The 14893-nt window shown below is 40.9% G+C and carries 17 protein-coding genes; 9 read left to right on the top strand and 8 right to left on the bottom strand.

The features are described 5' to 3' along the window. Positions 1-87 precede the first annotated feature (87 nt). Entirely contained in the window at positions 88-567 is a 480-nt protein-coding gene (locus D0S24_RS05840) for an Lrp/AsnC family transcriptional regulator (RefSeq protein ID WP_031444145.1), read from the top strand. 238 nt (positions 568-805) lie between these two features. Further along, a complete protein-coding gene (locus tag D0S24_RS05845) occupies positions 806-1327 on the top strand; it encodes a DinB family protein (protein WP_117018923.1) in 522 nt (173 codons plus the stop codon). Here the strand turns inward: D0S24_RS05845 and D0S24_RS05850 are convergent. Next, entirely contained in the window at positions 1324-1650 is a 327-nt protein-coding gene (locus tag D0S24_RS05850; RefSeq protein WP_117018924.1) for a hypothetical protein, read from the bottom strand. The genes D0S24_RS05845 and D0S24_RS05850 overlap by 4 nt on opposite strands. A 116-nt stretch (positions 1651-1766) precedes the next feature. Further along, on the bottom strand, positions 1767-2828 hold the full coding sequence (aroB, locus tag D0S24_RS05855; protein WP_117018925.1) for a 3-dehydroquinate synthase: 1062 nt from the start codon (positions 2826-2828) through the stop codon (positions 1767-1769). Between the two features lie 92 nt (positions 2829-2920). On the opposite strand from aroB, the gene D0S24_RS05860 reads away from it, so the two are divergent. Beyond that, complete coding sequence (locus D0S24_RS05860; protein WP_117018926.1) at positions 2921-4087, top strand: proline dehydrogenase family protein; 1167 nt, start codon at positions 2921-2923, stop codon at positions 4085-4087. Here the strand turns inward: D0S24_RS05860 and D0S24_RS05865 are convergent. The 6 genes from D0S24_RS05865 to D0S24_RS05890 form a co-directional block, all read right to left on the bottom strand. Then, positions 4084-4464: a DUF4258 domain-containing protein gene (locus tag D0S24_RS05865; RefSeq protein ID WP_117018927.1), complete on the bottom strand. Its 381-nt coding sequence runs from the start codon at positions 4462-4464 to the stop codon at positions 4084-4086. The genes D0S24_RS05860 and D0S24_RS05865 overlap by 4 nt on opposite strands. Before the next feature lie 3 nt (positions 4465-4467). Further along, complete coding sequence (locus D0S24_RS05870) at positions 4468-5667, bottom strand: alanine dehydrogenase (protein WP_117018928.1); 1200 nt, start codon at positions 5665-5667, stop codon at positions 4468-4470. A 57-nt stretch (positions 5668-5724) separates the two neighbouring features. Further along, positions 5725-6282, bottom strand: a complete 558-nt coding sequence (locus D0S24_RS05875; RefSeq protein ID WP_251795723.1) for a hypothetical protein — start codon at positions 6280-6282, stop codon at positions 5725-5727. A 91-nt stretch (positions 6283-6373) separates the two neighbouring features. Continuing rightward, the gene (locus tag D0S24_RS05880; protein WP_117018929.1) at positions 6374-6562 is read right to left on the bottom strand and encodes a peptidase m28; all 189 of its coding nucleotides are present in this window, start codon (positions 6560-6562) and stop codon (positions 6374-6376) included. Positions 6563-6794: 232 nt separating this feature from the next. After that, complete coding sequence (tsaE, locus tag D0S24_RS05885; protein ID WP_117018930.1) at positions 6795-7205, bottom strand: tRNA (adenosine(37)-N6)-threonylcarbamoyltransferase complex ATPase subunit type 1 TsaE; 411 nt, start codon at positions 7203-7205, stop codon at positions 6795-6797. 82 nt (positions 7206-7287) lie between these two features. Continuing rightward, the gene (locus D0S24_RS05890) at positions 7288-8832 is read right to left on the bottom strand and encodes a PglZ domain-containing protein (protein ID WP_117018931.1); all 1545 of its coding nucleotides are present in this window, start codon (positions 8830-8832) and stop codon (positions 7288-7290) included. Positions 8833-8869: 37 nt separating this feature from the next. On the opposite strand from D0S24_RS05890, the gene D0S24_RS05895 reads away from it, so the two are divergent. The 6 genes from D0S24_RS05895 to D0S24_RS05920 are packed head-to-tail and all read left to right on the top strand — an operon-like array spanning position 8870 to position 14885. After that, complete coding sequence (locus tag D0S24_RS05895) at positions 8870-10099, top strand: HD domain-containing protein (RefSeq protein ID WP_117018932.1); 1230 nt, start codon at positions 8870-8872, stop codon at positions 10097-10099. 23 nt (positions 10100-10122) lie between these two features. Further along, positions 10123-11148 (top strand): UDP-3-O-(3-hydroxymyristoyl)glucosamine N-acyltransferase, encoded by a 1026-nt coding sequence (gene lpxD / locus D0S24_RS05900; RefSeq protein WP_117018933.1) that lies wholly within the window; start codon positions 10123-10125, stop codon positions 11146-11148. Then, positions 11141-12541 carry a bifunctional UDP-3-O-[3-hydroxymyristoyl] N-acetylglucosamine deacetylase/3-hydroxyacyl-ACP dehydratase gene (locus D0S24_RS05905; RefSeq protein WP_117018934.1) on the top strand — a complete coding sequence of 467 codons (1401 nt, stop codon included), beginning with the start codon at positions 11141-11143 and terminating at the stop codon, positions 12539-12541. The genes lpxD and D0S24_RS05905 overlap by 8 nt, the downstream gene beginning before the upstream one ends. A 5-nt stretch (positions 12542-12546) precedes the next feature. Then, the gene (lpxA, locus tag D0S24_RS05910; RefSeq protein WP_117018935.1) at positions 12547-13332 is read left to right on the top strand and encodes an acyl-ACP--UDP-N-acetylglucosamine O-acyltransferase; all 786 of its coding nucleotides are present in this window, start codon (positions 12547-12549) and stop codon (positions 13330-13332) included. A gap of 6 nt (positions 13333-13338) precedes the next feature. Beyond that, the gene (gene efp / locus D0S24_RS05915) at positions 13339-13905 is read left to right on the top strand and encodes an elongation factor P (RefSeq protein ID WP_117018936.1); all 567 of its coding nucleotides are present in this window, start codon (positions 13339-13341) and stop codon (positions 13903-13905) included. 47 nt (positions 13906-13952) lie between these two features. Then, positions 13953-14885 carry a UDP-3-O-(3-hydroxymyristoyl)glucosamine N-acyltransferase gene (locus D0S24_RS05920; RefSeq protein ID WP_117018937.1) on the top strand — a complete coding sequence of 311 codons (933 nt, stop codon included), beginning with the start codon at positions 13953-13955 and terminating at the stop codon, positions 14883-14885. Positions 14886-14893 lie beyond the last annotated feature (8 nt).

Below are 14893 nucleotides of genomic sequence, written 5' to 3' on the forward strand. Positions count from 1 at the left end.
CTAAAAATGTTACGGTTTTCATAAAAAAATAATGGATTCATTACATTTAATTTGATATTTTATTATTTTTGCATAAAATAAACACTAATGGGTAAAGTAAAATTAGACGAAATAGACCACCAAATTCTGGATATGTTAATTGACAATACCAGAACACCGTTTACCGATATAGCAAAAAAGCTTCTGATTTCTGCGGGGACCGTTCATGTTCGCGTTAAGAAAATGGAGGAAGCCGGGATTATCAAGGGATCATCGTTAACATTGGATTATGTTAAACTTGGATATGCCTTTATTGCCTACGTTGGTATATTTTTGGAAAAAACACATCAGACCAAGTTTGTATTGGAGCGATTAAATCAAATTCCAAATGTGACGGTGGCCCATATTACTACAGGGAAATTCAATATCTTTTGCAAGATACGCGCAAAGGACACCAATCATGCCAAAAACATTATTTTTAAGATAGATGATATTGATGGTATCGATAGGACGGAGACCATGATTTCCTTGGAAGAAAGTATCAATGACAAAAAACGTCTGATGCACACGATCTTCAACGAAATGTAATTGATCATTATAAACGCAAAAGGTATAAAATCCCGAGCAGTTTTTGTTTGGGATTTTTTATTTAATATCCCCCGGAACTGCCCGAAATGATAGTTCTGACCCCCACGGAATTCACGGGGCGGACTCCCCAAAGGAGAGATGAACCCGTCCAAACGGATACGAGCGGGCTTCGGGGAATTATTTAAATTAAAACAGGGGAGGTTTTATTATCCCAGAGAAAACCATTATTATTCACAAAATGAAAAAATCCAATTTATCCAAAGAGGTCTACGATACCTTTTATGGAACTTACTTATCCGTATTGGACGATAGCGAATTAATGGCCGAATTGGCCAATGGCAAAACTGAATTTGCAAAATTTATCAGGAACATTCCAGAAGAAAAATTGCATAGTTCATATGCCCTGGGCAAATGGACCATTGCGGAAGTGATTTTACATATTATTGATGCAGAACGTGTTTTTCAATATAGGGCCCTGCGATTCCTGAGAAACGACAAAACACCTTTGCCCGGTTTTGACCAGGATCTATTCGTAACACATTCCAATGCCAATACCAGGGACAAGGATGGCCTTATTAACGAGTTTAATGCCGTAAGGGAAGCTTCCATATCCCTTTTCCTTAATTTGGACAATGAGGATCTTGTCCGTTCCGGAATTGCCAGTAATATTGAATGGACCGTGGGGACGCTGGGATTTGTTATCTGCGGCCATCTAAAACACCATCAACGGATTATAGTCTCCAAATACCTGCAGGCCTAATCCAAATTGGATTCATCTTCTTCCTGGTTTAATTCGAGTTCCATTTCATCTGAAGGCAATTCATATGTTTCGGATTCTGGCCGATCTTCCAGTTCCTTTTCCATATTCTCCTCAAAATTTGAAATAAAACTGGCTAAACTCTTACTGATCTTAACGAGATAAATGGTATCCTCCGTTTTTACTTCCACAGCTTCAATAATTTCACCATGGATGCCTTTGAACATAATAATATCCTCATCGCCATAACCATGTGGATACATTTCTATTAATAGCGCGGCCACTTCATGGCCCAATTTTTTGTAATCTACAAGTTTACGTAGCATAGCAGTTGGGTTTTCCCAAAAAATAAGGGCGGTTATTTATACTACCTAAACTATGTAATTTTACAAGACAACTATATTAAGAGTTGCAAAAGCAACAATATTAGTATATGTAGCCTTTATTCTGCGTAGTAAGCAAAGGCTTCTTCCAATAGATCCGGTGCTACTTTTATATCTATAACCGGTTCGCCTATTTTTTTCAACAGAACAAAATTGATATTGCCATGGGAGTTTTTCTTGTCAAACTTCAACAAGCTAAGAATGGTATCGATATCCTTTTTTTCAAAATCCACTTTTTTGTACCTCCCTAGAAAGGTGGCCTTGATATCTTTCAGGGCATCCCTGTTCAATCCCGTCAATTTATGGGAAAGATATCCTTCCAGTATCATCCCTATGGCAATGGCCTCGCCATGTAAAAGCAGTTCGTGCTCCTTACTTTCCAAAAAATAGGATTCCACGGCATGCCCCAAGGTATGTCCGTAATTTAGGATTTTTCTTAGATGCTGTTCGGTGGGATCCCGTTGTACCACCTCATTTTTTATGGCCACCGACCTAAGGATGTATTCGTCCAAATTGTCAAAACCTGTAATGGCCTTTAAGGTCTCCCAGTAGGCAGCGTCCACAATAAGGCCGTGTTTTAGCATTTCGGCATAGCCACTGTTCAATTGCCTTTGGTTCAGCGTATTCAGGAAATCGGTATCCACCACCACTATTTGGGGTTGATTGATAACCCCTATCTGGTTCTTTAAGGGACCAAGATCAACTCCGGTCTTTCCCCCAACGGAAGCATCCACCATAGACAAGAGGGTAGTGGGTACATTGATAAAATCGATCCCCCTTTTAAAACAGGAAGCTACAAAACCTCCAAGATCTGTAACCACGCCACCGCCAAGGTTTATCATTGCACTTTTTCTGTCCGCATCCAACTCGGACAAAACTTCCCAAACCTGCGTACAGGTTCCTATATTTTTATTGATTTCGCCTTCTTCTATTTCTACAATTTCGAAATCGTATTCCCCTTCAATTTTGGACATAAAAATAGGCAGACAGCAATTATGGGTATTTTCATCTACCAGAATGAATATTTTGGAGTAATTGGATTTTGCCAAGTGGCCATTGAGGGCCACATAGGCCTTTTCATTAAAATGAACAGCGTAGGAGGGTGTCGTAATAGAATTCATTATTGATTTATTTACGGCAAAATAAACATTATTTTATCTGATAGGAATATAAAATCTGTACTTATATTTGAATCCTTAACAAAATCATAGGAATGAAGGAAATTTTTGAGGATACGGCAACGGCGTTTACACTTAAAACCGACTCAGAATTGGAAAGGGCATATTTTTTATTCAAACTCATTGCAAACGAACCCCTGGTCAAAATAGGCACTGCAGTTACCAACTTTGCCCTAAAGGCACACTTGCCCGTGGAAAAGCTTATCAGGGCCAGTGTTTTTGACCATTTCTGCGGCGGGGTAAACGAGGAAGAGTGTTTAGTGGTTGCCGATAAAATGTATGAAAAGGGGGTAAGTACTATTTTGGATTATTCCGTGGAAGGGCAGGAGGTGGAAAATCAGCTGGATTCCTGTTATGAAAAAGCATTGAAAACCATTGATTTTGTTAGAGAGAATGCGGCCATACCCTTTATAGTATTCAAGCCCACCGGTTTTGGACGGTTTAAACTTTACCAAAAGATAACGGAGGGGGATCGACTCACCAAAGAGGAGAAGGAAGAATGGCAACGGGTGGTGAACAGGTACGACAAGGTGTGCAAAAAAGCGCATGACTTGGAGGTTTCCATATTGATAGATAGTGAGGAAAGCTGGATGCAGGGGGCAGCGGATGGGCTAGCCGAAACCATGATGCGTAAATACAACCAAAAAAAAGCCATTGTCTTCAACACCCTGCAAACCTACAGATGGGACCGGTTGGATTATCTAAAAAGACTGCATAAGGACGCTTTAAAAAACAATTATTACATTGGAATGAAAGTAGTCCGTGGGGCCTATATGGAAAAAGAAAACGATAGGGCCGGGGAAAAAGGGTATCCATCCCCGATCTGTGCCTCCAAACAGCTTACCGACGAAAATTTTGATAATGTAGTGGCCTATATGGTAGACCATTTGGATACCATGTCCCTCTTCGCAGGAACCCACAATGAAACAAGCAGCTACCGTTTGATGGAACTTATGGCTGCCAGAAATATTGATCGCAACGACCCCAGAATTTGGTTTGGACAACTTTATGGCATGAGCGACCATATTTCCTTTAATCTGGCAAAAGAAGGGTATAATGTAGCCAAATACCTGCCTTTTGGACCGGTAAAGGACGTTATGCCCTATCTCATAAGACGGGCAGAGGAGAATACCTCCGTAGCCGGTCAGACCAGTCGGGAACTCACCTTATTGAAAAAGGAACGGAAGCGAAGAAAAATTTAAAAGATTACACGTTCTATGACGGCCTTTTCGGAACAATTATTTACTTTCAAGATGGCCGCCCTATCTTTCACAAAACCCTCTATATAATAGGTTTTGCAAGGACTGGTCTTGGTTTCGCTCTTGCCGAAGTCCACATCCCCACTATGTAAAAAACTATTTATATCGGTACTGTCCAATTCCTTTGCGCGGATCATTTGCCCTATGGCGTCCGAATAGGAAATTTGCTTGGTCCTGATATCCTTTAACGTCCTGCAATTGGGAAAATAGCAGAATTCGGTACCTGTTTCCTCCGATTTTTTCTTTAGGAAAATCGTTAAAAAAACCAGGCCGATGGATAAACCAAAAAGAAAGAAGCCCAAACGCTTTAAAAAAGCCATAAATTAAAAAATAAGAAAATTAATATCGCTGTAGGAGAGGTCGAACCACTCTCCAACAGATTTATTGGTCAGAATACCGTGATATAGATAAAGGCCGTTGCGCAGCCCCTTATCAAATCGCAGGGCATTTTCAAAACCACCATCTTCCCCGATTTTCAGTAAATAGGGGGTGAAGATATTACTTATGGATATGGAGGCCGTTTTTGGATATCTTGAAGGAATATTGGGTACTCCATAATGCAATACCCCATTTTTCACCTTTATTGGTTGGTCGTGCGTAGTGACCTCACTGGACTCGAAACACCCGCCCATATCGATACTCACATCTATAATTACCGCCCCTTTCTTCATCTGCTCCATCATGGTGGTGGTTACCACCACAGGGGACCTATCCTTGCCACGGGTGGCGCCAATGGCCACATCACAACGCTTTAAGGCCTTCAACAGGTTTTTAGGCTGAATGGTAGAAGTGTAAACGGTCTGCCTTAGATTGGTCTGGATACTTCGTAATTTGGTAATGGAATTGTCAAATACCTTTACATTGGCACCGAGGCCTATGGCCGATCTAGCGGCAAATTCCCCCACAGTGCCCGCGCCAATAATCACCACCTCCACTGGTGGAACCCCACTTATGTTCCCAAACATAAGCCCATTGCCCTTGTTGGTGGCTGCCATTATTTCGGAGGCGATCAATACCGAAGATATCCCCGCTATTTCACTAAGGGAGCGTACCGCCGGATATTTTCCGTCATCGTCCCTAATATATTCGAAAGCAATGGCAGTTATCCTCTTTTTGGCCAGTTCCTCAAAATACTTCTTACGCTGGGTCTTGATCTGAAGGGCCGAAATGATGGTGGATTGCGGGTTGATCAACTGGATCTCCTGCAAGGTAGCAGGCTCTACCTTTAGAATTATAGGGCAGGCAAAAACTTTCTTGGTATCCCTTGTTATTTCGCCCCCGGCATTGGTATATTCCACATCGGAATAATTGGCTCCATCACCGGCTCCTGATTCAATTAAAATCCTGTGTCCATTGGCCGTGATCGCATTTACGGCGTCTGGGGTAAGGCAAATTCTCTTTTCCTGGTATTGGTTTTCCTTTGGAATCCCTATAAAAAGCTCTCCTTTTTGTCTTAGGATTTCCAAAGTTTCTTCTTGGGGCAGCAATTGCTGCTTACTAAACGGTGAGGAATGTTGGCTCATATGCTGTAGATCTGTCAGATATATACCGATACGATCGATGCTATCCAAAAATCAAAATTACAACAATTTTTCTTTTGCCTTTCCGTCTTTTTCAAGACGTTCCCCTTCTTTAAGTTCCTTTTCCTTGTACGCCTTTAATTCCCTGTCCATTGCCTCCAGATCAATACCAAGAACATGCTTGTCGAACAACTTTAAACGAATAAAATAAACAAAGGGAATTACCACTGTCATTATGGGCAGCAACCAAAATATTTCCACCTCATCTATAAACCGATCCTCATATATTAGGGAAACAACCTGAAAGGTATACATGGCTATTGGAATCAACAATACGTGGTACCACCAATGTTTACAGGTAAAGAACCAGAGTATCAAGAGCAATAGGGGTACAAATTTGGCCATAAACAGCCACATCACGGTAATGATACTCAACTGATATTTACTTTCATAGGTAAAAAAGTAAAGGTCCAATGTACTACCGGAAGGGAAAAATTTATACGAATAAAATAGTAAGGGGGTCAAAGCGATCATAACCGCTACAATACTTCCAAATAGTAGACTTCTCGACTTTTTGGTTTTATTGCTTTGGTCCTGATTGCGGAACGGTTTGAACATTTTTAACAATTGGGCAATTATTTTACCCTATTATAACAAAAAAAATGGGCTTCTAGTATATAAAAGCCCATCTAATTAGGTAAAGTAGGTCTTAACCGTTCTTCGGTACTTTAACCTTTAAAATGTCAATACCGTTCGCCGGTACCTTGATTTTTAATATATCGATATTCTGTTCATATAATGAATCATCTTCAGCGGTGTTGCTAGTGGTACAGGAGAAGCTCATTAATGAAATACATGCCGCAAGAGCAAAACCTAGGGATTTTTTTTTAATGTTCATGGTTTTAAATTTTAAGTTCGATAAAGGGTTCAACACAAAAACAAAAATATTAAAAAAAACCACATGGTCTGTATTACATCGATAAAAATGCATATTACATCGATTAAACCACACATTTCATCGAAATTAATACGCCTTGCCCCCAAATCTTCAATTTTAAGGTAGCCTCATGAAATTCAGGAAACGGTGTTGGGTTTAATTGGATTTGAAAGATTGAACAAAAAAGTAGCAACTATATAATTGAAAGTTGCCTGGTTTTTTCATCCAGTACTTCAATTCTAATTTCGGTTCTTGTAGGAGGAAGCAGCCCTTCAATTTTTTCCGGCCACTCCATAAAAATCCATGTATCCCTGCCGAGGTATTCTTCCAGCCCAAGGTCCCAGGCCTCGGATTCATCGTTCAAACGGTAAAAATCAAAATGATACCCCAACAGCTCCCCATTATCCTTATGGTATTCGTTTACAATACCAAAAGTGGGACTGCTTGTGCTGCTGCCACCTCCCAATTCCTTCACCAAGGCTTTTATCAGGGTGGTCTTCCCGGCCCCCATCTCCCCATAAAAACAGAGCGATTTTGAGGAAACCTTGGCAATCAATTGTTGGGCCACATCGGATATTTGGGAAATATTATAGGAAATAGTCATTTTATTGCTTTAAAATATGCGCAATTTAAATCCTATTCCCCATTTATTAAAATTCAAGTTTATTTTGGCCTTGGAAAATATCTCACCTAGGTTCCAAAACTACAAATGGAATTATCATTTCCTCCATGGAAACCCCGCCATGCTGATACGTATTCCTGTAATAGCCCACATAGTGGTTGTAATTGTTGGGATAGGCAAAAAACAGGTCATTTTTGGCAAATATGTACGAACTGCTGACATTTATATTGGGCAGGAATATTTTTTTCGGATCTTTTGCCTCCAATACGTCCTTTTCCTCATAAGTAAGGCTACGTCCCGTTTTGTAGCGGAGGTTAAGGCTCGTTTCCTTATCACCGATTACCTTGGATGGTTGTTTCACATTAATGGTGCCGTGATCCGTAGTAATGATCAGTTTTAATCCCAGTCCCTGTGCCTGCTGTATAATCTCCAACAAAGGGGAGTTTTTAAACCAACTCTGGGTCAGGGAACGGTAAGCCTTGTCATTGGCGGCCAATTCCTTCACCACATCCATTTCCGTTTTGGAATGCGAGAGCATATCCACAAAGTTGTACACTATCACGGTAAGATCATTGTCTTTCTGGGATCTAAAATTTTGGGAAAGCTGCTTGCCTTGTTTTAAGCTGCTGATTTTATGGTATTCCCACTTTAATTCCAGTCCCAAACGCTTTAGCTGTGCCTCTAAAAACTCGGCTTCAAACAGATTCTTGCCCCCCTCCTCTGTATCGTTTCTCCACCACTGTGGATATTTTTTCTCCATATCCAATGGCGTAAGCCCAGAGAAAATAGCATTCCTTGCATATTGGGTGGCCGTTGGCAAAATACTGAAATAGGGTACTTCCTTTCGTTTTCTATAAAAAGAATTTAAAGTGTCCTCAAAAGCCAACCACTGGTCATAGCGCAAATTATCTATGACCACCAAAAGTGTTTTATGGTCCTTCAACTCTGGTTGCACCAACTGTCCAAAGAGGGTGTGCGACATGATGGGACCGTCTTTATCGGTAAACCAATTGGGATAATTTTTTTCTACAAATTTTCCAAACTGTTGGTTCGCTTCCGTTTTTTGGGACTCCAATATTTCGAACATTCCGGAATCTTCTATTTCCTCCAATCGCAATTCCCAGGAAATCAATTTTCTATATAGTTCCGCCCATTCTTCAAAACAATTTACCATTGCCAATTCCATGGCAATCTTCCGGAATTCCTGCTGATAGTTGGCGGTAGTCTTTTCCGAGACCAGGCGTGAATGGTCCAGATTCTTTTTTAGGGACAATAAAATTTGATTGGGATTTACCGGCTTAATTAAATAATCCGCTATTTTGGAACCGATTGCCTCCTCCATAATCAATTCCTCCTCACTTTTGGTTATCATTACCACTGGAAGGGAATTATTGATCACCTTTATTTCGTTCAACGTTTCCAAGCCGGAAATACCGGGCATGTTTTCGTCCAAAAAAACTATATCTACATGTGTCTCCTTTAATTCATCCAATGCCTCCCTACCGCTGAGACAGGTAATAACCTTATAATTTTTGCCCTCTAAAAATAAGATGTGCGGTTTTAATAAATCTATCTCATCATCTACCCAAAGTATTGTTATCTTGTTCATTTAGTCCTTATATTTGTATGCGTAAAGAATTCTGGTTTTGATAAAATCAAATAAGCTCAAAATTTTCAATGATCCAATTTACGGATTTATCGGAATACCCAATGCACTAATCTTTAATCTAATTGCTGAACCTTATTTTCAGCGCTTAAGGAGAATCTCCCAAATGGGCCTATCCTACCTGGTATACCCAGGTGCCCACCATACCCGTTTCCATCATGCCCTCGGAAGCATGTACCTGATGCAACAGGCCATTCAGGTCCTCCGCTTTAAGTCGGTCGAAATCACAAAGGAGGAGGAAGACGGACTCCTATGCGCCATTTTGTTGCATGATATTGGTCACGGCCCTTTTTCGCATGCCATGGAGCACAGTATTGTGGAAGGGGTGAACCATGAACATATATCCTTATTGTTCATGGAGGCCCTCAATCAAAAATATAAGGGAAAACTGAACACGGCCATTGCCATTTTTAAAGGGCTATATCCCAAAAAATTTTTAAACCAATTGGTCTCCAGTCAACTCGATATGGATAGAATGGATTATTTAAAAAGGGATAGTTTCTACACTGGGGTGGCGGAAGGCAATATAAATTCCGAAAGGCTCCTTACCATGTTGAATGTTCTAAATGGCGAATTGGTAATAGAGGAGAAGGGGATATACTCGGTTGAAAAATTTTTGATGGCAAGGCGTTTTATGTATTGGCAGGTTTATTTGCACAAAACCGGGTTGGTAGCAGAACAGCTTTTGATAAAAATTTTACAAAGGGCCAAGGAATTGTTGGCCAAAGGAGGGAAGGTCCAATTTAGCGGTGCCCTTAAGTTCTTCATGGAGAACAAAATTTCAAAAGAGGAATTTTCCAGGAATAAGTTGGATCTGTTTGCCCAATTGGATGATGTAGATATCTTATGGGCGGTTAAAAGCTGGCAGGACCATGAAGATTTTGTATTATCAAAACTCTGTAAAATGATCCTTGACCGTAGGTTGTTACATATAAAATTGAAAAACAGGCCCATTAACGAAGCCAAACTGAACAGGCATTTTTTAAGCTTTAAAAACGAACATCGATTAACAGATGATGAAACGGCCTATTTTGTGTTTACCGGGGAGATCAAAAACCAGGCGTACAACTCCAAATGTCAGAATATAAACATTCTACATAGCAATGGTAGGGTAACGGATGTATCCAAGGCCTCCGATCAACAATATTTGAAAACGCTTTCCAAGACCGTTACCAAATATTATATGTGTTATCCTAAAGTTTCCGTTTAACTATTTTTCTTACTTTTGTCCCCATGATATTTACAGCAAGCCAAATCGCGGGTATATTGGAAGGGGATGTTGAGGGCAATCCAGAAATAGCTGTACACAAATTGGCGAAGATAGAAGAAGGTGAAAAAGGGGCACTTACATTTCTGGCCAACCCAAAATACACTTCGTTCATTTACACTACAAAAGCATCTGTAACCATTGTAAATAGGGACTTTGTTCCAGATCATCACTTAGAAACCACCTTGATAAAAGTGGATGACGCATACAAATCCTTTTCCAAGCTTTTGGAATATTACAATCAGGTAAAAAACAACAAAACAGGTATAGAGGAACCCGTTTTTAGGGCGGATACCGCTACATACGGCAAAGATTTTTATTTAGGGGCCTTTTCCTACCTGGGCAACAATGTAAAGATTGGTGACAATGTAAAAATATATCCCAATGTCTATATAGGGGACAATGTTTCCATAGGTAATAATGTGGTTATCTTTGCAGGGGCCAAAATTTATTCGGAAACCCTTATTGGCAACCATTGTGTGGTCCACAGCGGCGTTGTTTTGGGTGCCGATGGCTTTGGATTTGCCCCTAGCGATAATGGAGAATACATAACGGTACCCCAGACAGGAAATGTTGTTCTTGAGGACAATGTTGATATTGGGGCCGGTACTACTATAGATAGGGCCACCTTGGGCTCTACCATTCTCAGGAAGGGGGTAAAATTGGATAACCAAATCCAGATAGCCCACAATGTGGAAATCGGGGAGCATACCGTAATTGCCGCGCAAACGGGAATTGCCGGATCCACTAAAATTGGAAAGTACTGCAAGATAGGGGGTCAGGTAGGTATTGTAGGTCATATTATAATAGGGGACAGGGTAAAAATACAGGCACAGTCCGGTATTGGAAGAAATGTCAAGGATGATGAGGTATTGCAGGGTTCTCCAGCCTTTAATTACGGGGATTACAATAAATCATATGTACATTTTAAAAACTTTCCCAAATTAATAAATAGATTGGAACACTTAGAAAAAAAGATTGACGGTGAGTAATACAGCTACAAAACAACGGACAATTGCGAAGGAAATTACACTTAAGGGTGTAGGATTGCACACAGGGGAAAATGTGACATTAAAGTTTGTTCCAGCTCCTGAAAATTTTGGTTATGCCTTTAAGCGTGTGGATCTCGAAGGGGAGCCCGTCATAGAGGCCGACGCCAATTTTGTAGTAAATACCCAAAGGGGTACCAATCTGGAAAAACGAGGAGTAAAGATTCAAACTTCAGAGCATGTCCTGGCCGCCTTGGTAGGCTTGGAAATAGACAATGTCCTAATAGAGCTGAATGCCCCGGAACCCCCTATAATGGACGGATCATCCAAGTATTTTGTACAAGCACTTGAAGATGCGGGTATTGTAGAGCAGAATGCTTTTCGGGATGAGTTTGTAGTAAAGGACGTCATATCGTACAAAGATGAGGAAACCGGTAGCGAGATCACTATTATCCCTTCGGATAGCTATCAGATAACGACCATGGTAGATTTTGGCACCAAAGTGCTGGGCACCCAAAATGCCACTTTAGAAAATCTAAGCGAGTTTAAATCGGAAATAGCGGATGCCAGAACCTTTAGTTTCCTGCACGAACTTGAGATGTTGTTGGAAAATGGCCTGATAAAAGGTGGAGATTTAAATAATGCTATTGTTTATGTGGATAAGGAGATTTCCGATTCCACCATGAAAAAGCTGGAAAAGGCCTTTAACAAGAAAAAATTATCGGTAAAGCCCAATGGCATATTGGACAACTTAACGTTGCACCAGCCCAATGAAGCCGCCAGACATAAGTTATTGGATGTAATTGGCGACCTTGCCCTTACAGGAACAAGGATAAGGGGGAAAGTTATCGCCAATAAACCGGGACATTTTGTGAATACACAGTTCGCAAAAAAATTGTCCAAAATCATTAAAATGGAAAAGAGGAACCATGTACCGCAATACGATCTGAACAAGCCTCCTTTGATGGATATCCACCAGATTATGGATATGTTGCCACATAGACCTCCGTTCCTGCTCATAGACAGGATTTTGGAACTGTCCGAACAACATGTAGTAGGCATGAAGAATGTAACCATGAACGAACCTTTTTTTGTTGGCCACTTCCCAGGGGCACCTGTAATGCCGGGGGTCCTTCAAGTGGAGGCGATGGCACAAACCGGGGGCATCTTGGTGCTGAGCACCGTTCCCGATCCCGAAAATTACCTTACGCTTTTCATGAAGATCGATAATGTAAAATTTAAACAGAAGGTGCTTCCCGGAGATACCCTAATTTTCCACTGTAGTTTAATTACACCTATAAGGAGAGGTATATGCCATATGCAGGCCTACGCCTATGCCAATAGTAAATTGGTATGCGAGGCTGAAATGATGGCCCAAATAGTTAAAAAGAAATAAGAAGGATGAATCAACCACTGGCCTATATTCACCCTGGGGCTAAAATTTCCAAAAATGTTGTAGTAGAACCATTTACAACTATCCACAATAACGTAATAATTGGAGATGGTACATGGATAGGTTCCAATGTGACCATAATGGAAGGTGCCCGTATTGGAAAAAATTGCAATATTTTCCCCGGCGCCGTTATATCCGCACCCCCACAGGATTTAAAATATGAAGGTGAAGAAACCACCGTTATAATCGGCAACAATACCACTATAAGGGAATGCGCTACCATACATAAGGGCACATCGGATAGAATGAAAACGGTTATTGGGGACAATTGCCTAATAATGGCCTATTGCCATGTTGCGCATGATTGCCTGGTGGGCAACAATTGTATTTTCTCCAACAATTCCACCCTGGCCGGACACGTAACCATTGGCGACAATGTAATATTGGCCGGCTTGGTAGCCGTACATCAATTTGTGTCCATTGGTCGCCACGCCTTTGTAACGGGTGGGTCCTTGGTAAGAAAGGATGTACCGCCATTTGTAAAAGCGGCCCGCGAACCTTTATCCTATGTAGGTATCAATTCCGTAGGCTTGAGAAGAAGAAACTTCGATTCTGATAAAATCCGGGAGATACAGAATATTTACCGAATACTATATCAAAAGAATTATAATAATTCCCAAGCTGTTCAAATTATTGAAGCGGAAATGGAGGCCACTCCGGAAAGGGATGAAATTTTACAATTTATAAGGGATTCACAAAGAGGAATCATGAAAGGTTATTTTAGTACTAATTAGAATTTTATGGCATCAACATCGGATATTAGAAAAGGATTGTGCATCAGGTACAACAACGACATTTACAAAATAATTGAATTTCTTCATGTTAAACCGGGAAAGGGCCCCGCTTTTGTCAGGACGAAATTGAAAAGTATAAGTACCGGCAAAGTATTGGACAATACGTTTTCCGGAGGGGCGAAAATTGAGGATGTACGGGTAGAGACCCGCTCCTATCAATTTTTATATGCCGAGGGGGAGAACTACCACTTCATGAACACGGGCGACTACAACCAAATTACCCTACAAGAGAGCTCTTTGGATGCACCCGATTTGTTGAAAGAGGGCGAAGTGGTGACCATACTTTTCAACACTGAGGACAGTATGCCACTTTCGGTAGATATGCCGGCAAGTGTTATCTTGGAGGTTACTTATGCAGAACCCGGAGTTAAAGGCAATACGGCCACCAATGCCACCAAACCTGCCAAGGTTGAAACAGGGGCCACCGTAAATGTGCCTTTGTTTATCAATGAAGGCGATAAAATAAAAATTGATACCGAAAAAGGCGCTTATATGGAGCGTGTAAAGGAATAATTAAGTTACACCATGCTTTTTGCCGTTAATGGCGTAGAACCCCTATTATGAAGTTTCCAATTCCCTATACGCTTAACCAGATTGCTACTATAATAAAGGCCGAATATGTTGGCCATGACGATTTTCCTGTATTGGGCATGAACGAAATCCATGTTGTGGAGAAGGGCGACATCGTTTTTGTGGACCATCCCAAATACTATGACAAGGCACTTAACTGTGCGGCATCTATTGTTCTGATCAATAAAGAGGTTGCCTGCCCGGAAGGGAAGGCATTATTGATTTCAGACGATCCATTTAGGGATTTTAACCTCCTTACCCTTTTTTTCAAACCTTTTGTCCAAGCCCAAAAAAACATTTCCAGCTCGGCCAAAATTGGCAGAGATACCATTATTCAACCCAATTGTTTTATAGGGAACAATGTAGTTATTGGCGATAACTGCCTTATTCACTCCAACGTATCCATTTATGACAATTGTATAATAGGAAACAACGTTACCATTCATTCGGGTTCGGTATTGGGTTCCGATGCCTTTTATTACAAAAAAAGACCGGAAGGATATGATAAATTGATCTCTGGGGGAAAGGTAGTTATTGAGGACAATGTGGACATTGGTGCCCTTTGCACCATAGACAAAGGGGTTACGGGCAATACGACGATCAAGAAAGGAACAAAATTGGACAATCAGGTTCAAGTTGGCCATGATACGGTAATAGGGGAAAAATGCCTAATTGCCTCCCAAACCGGTATTGCCGGCTGCGTAATCATCGAAGATGAGGTTACCCTATGGGGACAGGTGGGTATTACGAGTGCCGTCACCATTGGAAAAAAAGCGGTAGTCCTTGCACAAACCGGAGTTTCGAAATCCTTGGAAGGCGGGGGAAATTATTTTGGGACTCCGGCAGAGGAATCAAGGGAAAAATTAAAACAGTTGGCCTATGTTAAGCAAATCCCCTATATATTAAAAAAAATAGAAGAATAAATATGCAG

The organism is Arenibacter sp. P308M17, from assembly GCF_003426735.1.
GTDB lineage: Bacteria > Bacteroidota > Bacteroidia > Flavobacteriales > Flavobacteriaceae > Arenibacter.